Source organism: Tepidimonas sp. (assembly GCF_029335975.1).
Classification (GTDB): domain Bacteria; phylum Pseudomonadota; class Gammaproteobacteria; order Burkholderiales; family Burkholderiaceae_C; genus Tepidimonas.
The window spans coordinates 1-2,981 of the sequence record NZ_JARJMT020000051.1 but is presented as its reverse complement, the minus strand read 5'-3'; the positions used below and the strand labels follow the sequence as shown (position 1 = coordinate 2,981).

Genomic DNA, 2,981 nt, shown 5'->3' with positions numbered 1-2,981 from the left:
TGGGCGAGAAGAAAAAGACCGCCACCGTTGCCAAAGAGCGGTTGCAGATCATCCTCGCGCACGAACGCGCGGGTCGCAATGCGTCCGAGCCGGACTATTTGCCCGCCCTGCAGCGCGAGCTGGTGGCGGTGATTGGCAAGTACATCTCCATCAACCCCGAGGATATTCACGTCAACCTGGAGCGCCATGACAACCTCGAGGTGCTCGAGGTCAAGATCGAACTGCCAGACACAAGGCCGTGACGATGCCAAACTGGATCGACGTGGTGGGCACATTGGCCGCCACGCTCACCACGCTGAGCTTCGTGCCGCAAGCCTGGCGCACCTGGCGTACGCGCGACGTTGCCGGCCTATCTGTTGGCATGTACGCCACGTTCGCGCTCGGGGTGGCGTTGTGGCTGGTGTACGGGGTGCTGTTGGGTGCATGGCCGATCATCATCGCCAATGCGATTACGCTGGCGCTGGCACTGATGATTTTGGGCATGCGCTTGCGCTACCGCGGCGGTGCGCCGCAGAGACGTTGACGCGGCATGCGCTGCATTGGGGAAAATGCCGCGCGTGGCTTTGGCCCGGGTCGCTCATCTGGCGGCTGCGCGCTGCAGGCGGTCCCGGATTCCATCCCAGGCGGGGTCTGCCGGTGGCCGCTCGACCCAGATCCGATCCGTTGTGCCATCGTCCAGGCTGCGCAGCGTGGCAAACAGCTCGCGTGCAGCTGTCTCGGCACTATCAGGCATGCGGCACAGCCGCACATGGGGATTGACGATGCGCAAGGGGCTGCGGTGATAGACCACCAGCCCCCGGCTTTGCTGACCCAAAAGGTCCAGCGCGGTTTGCAACTCGCTTGCCTCCATCAAGCGAACCTCTGCCTCAGGTGCATAGTGCGAGGCCAGCGTGCCAGGGGCGCGCGGAGCATGGGCGTCGCGGTCGGCCAGTGGCACGCCCGCGATGCGCTCCAGCGCAGCTTTCTCGAGCATACCCGGTCGCAGCAACACCGGTGCGTCGCGGGTGCAGTCGATGATGGTGGACTCGATCCCCACAGGGCATGCGCCGCCGTCGAGGATGAGCAATTCGGTATCTGACAGCGTCCCCAGTTCGGCGGCCACATGGGCGGCCTGCGTGGGGCTGACACGCCCGAATCGGTTGGCGCTTGGCGCGGCCAAGCCCAAAATGCCGGCGCGCCGACAGGCGGCGAGCAATGCCTGGGCCACGGGATGCGCCGGGCAGCGCAAGCCGATGGAGGCTTGACCGCCGGCAGCGGATTCGGCCACACCCGCGCGCCGCGGCAGAATCAACGTCAGTGGTCCAGGCCAAAAGGCATCCATCAACCGCTGTGCGAAGGGGGGCACACCGGCGGCGTAGTGCGTCAGGCTTGCCATGCGTTCGGTCGATGTCGCATGAGCGATGTGGACGATCAACGGATGGTCGCTGGGACGGCCTTTGGCGGCGAAGATGCGCGCCACGGCCTCGGGTCGATCGGCATCGGCCGCCAGGCCATACACCGTCTCGGTCGGCATGGCCACCAGCCGCCCGGCGCACAGCCGCTGGACCGCATCGGCCAGGGCCTCGGCAGCCTGTGGGCCACGCGCATCGCGAATCAGTGCCATGGCGCGATGCCCAGTCGCTCGGCTGCGGCCCGTGCGGTGTGTTGCGCGGCCTCGGCCGTAGCGGCCGTGATTGTCAAATGGCCCATTTTTCGCCCCGGCCGGGCGTCGTGCTTGCCGTACAGGTGCAGATGCGTGCCGGGCAAGGCCAGTACCTCCGCCCAGTCCGGCGTCACGGCTTGGCCGTCGCGCCACCACAGGTCACCCAGCAGGTTGAGCATGATGGCTGGGCTGTGCTGCCGCGGGGTGGGCAACGGCAAACCGACCAAGGTGCGCACCTGGAGCTCGAACTGGGACACGTCGCAGGCGTCGAGGGTGTAGTGGCCGCTGTTGTGTGGGCGCGGCGCCATCTCGTTGACCACCAGCGCCCCGTCGTCGCTGCCGTCGTCAACGACGAAAAACTCCACGCACAGCACGCCCACATAGCGCAACTGCGTGGCAATCGTGCAGGTGGTGGCGATGGCCTGCTCGGCCAGGGCCGGCGAAACGCGGCCCGGAATCACTTCGGTAACAGTCAGGATACCGTCTCGGTGCAGATTGCGCTGGACCGGAAAATGCACCAGTGTTCCATCGGCACCGCGCGCCACGATGACTGACAGCTCGTCGCGCAGCGCCAGACCTTGCTCCAGCACGCACGGCACGCCGCCCAGTTGTGCCCAGGCAGCAGCCAGTGCGGCGCGGTCGGCCACGCGCACTTGGCCCTTGCCGTCGTAGCCCAAGCGGGCGGTTTTCAGAATGCCGGGCAGCAAGCCGTCGGGCACAGTGGCCAGATCGGCAGGCGACACGATGGCGACATGTGGCGCTGGGCCCACACCGCCCGCGCGGGCGCAGACGGCAAAGTGCGCTGTCTCGGCGATGCGCGCTTGCGCCACGGCACCAGCCTGGGGCCCCGGTGCCACCGGCCGCTGTGCAGCCAGGGTCGCCAAGGCACCGGCGGGTACATTTTCGAATTCGGTGGTGATGGCCTCGCAGCGCTGCATCAGCTGCGCCAGGCCTTGTTCATCGTCGTAAGCGCTGGCGATGTGATAGTCGCTGACACGGCCGGCTGGACTGGCCGCGTCCGGATCCAGCACGGCGGTCTGGTAGCCCAGGGCCTGCGCCGCGTGGACGAACATGCGGCCGAGTTGACCGCCGCCCATCACGCCCAGGGTGGCCAGCCGATTGCCGCCCGCCACGGGGCCGGGCAGGATGGGGGTGGCACTCATGGGCGGCCTCCCACGCCTGGTTCCACGGGCAGGGCCATGGCCCGCGCCATGGCCGTCTGCTCGGCGCGGAAGGCGTGCAGCCGCTCGTGCAGCGCCGTGTCGTGGCGGGCCAGCATCGCCACTGCGAACAAAGCGGCGTTGGCTGCACCGGCGGCACCGATGGCAAAGGTGGCCAC

4 protein-coding genes and 1 pseudogene are annotated in these 2,981 nt (G+C 67.9%); 2 read left to right on the top strand and 3 right to left on the bottom strand.

The window, feature by feature from the left end:
- Both minE and P3W97_RS02770 read left to right on the top strand, forming a co-directional pair.
- Positions 1 to 242 (top strand): cell division topological specificity factor MinE (gene minE, locus P3W97_RS02775; protein WP_300843559.1); only part of this gene is annotated, 242 nt, incomplete at its 5' end.
- A 2-nt stretch (positions 243 to 244) separates the two neighbouring features.
- Entirely contained in the window at positions 245 to 523 is a 279-nt protein-coding gene (locus P3W97_RS02770) for a SemiSWEET family sugar transporter (protein ID WP_300843561.1), read from the top strand.
- A gap of 54 nt (positions 524 to 577) precedes the next feature.
- On the opposite strand, the gene P3W97_RS02765 is transcribed toward P3W97_RS02770, so the two are convergent.
- The 3 genes and pseudogenes from P3W97_RS02765 to P3W97_RS02755 all read right to left on the bottom strand — a co-directional run.
- On the bottom strand, positions 578 to 1,603 hold the full coding sequence (locus P3W97_RS02765) for an L-threonylcarbamoyladenylate synthase (RefSeq protein ID WP_300843556.1): 1,026 nt from the start codon (positions 1,601 to 1,603) through the stop codon (positions 578 to 580).
- Positions 1,594 to 2,805: a 5-(carboxyamino)imidazole ribonucleotide synthase gene (locus P3W97_RS02760; RefSeq protein ID WP_300843554.1), complete on the bottom strand. Its 1,212-nt coding sequence runs from the start codon at positions 2,803 to 2,805 to the stop codon at positions 1,594 to 1,596. Before P3W97_RS02760 ends, P3W97_RS02765 begins: the two co-directional genes overlap by 10 nt.
- Positions 2,802 to 2,981: pseudogene (locus P3W97_RS02755) on the bottom strand (5-(carboxyamino)imidazole ribonucleotide mutase); the annotation flags it as partial. The pseudogene P3W97_RS02755 and the gene P3W97_RS02760, both read right to left, overlap by 4 nt.

Bases quoted from the DNA above. Each gene is read 5' to 3' on its own strand.
- P3W97_RS02765 (WP_300843556.1), bottom strand. From the start codon at position 1,603: ATGGCACTGATTCGCGATGCGCGTGGCCCACAGGCTGCCGAGGCCCTG.
- P3W97_RS02770 (WP_300843561.1), top strand. From the start codon at position 245: ATGCCAAACTGGATCGACGTGGTGGGCACATTGGCCGCCACGCTCACC.
- P3W97_RS02760 (WP_300843554.1), bottom strand. From the start codon at position 2,805: ATGAGTGCCACCCCCATCCTGCCCGGCCCCGTGGCGGGCGGCAATCGG.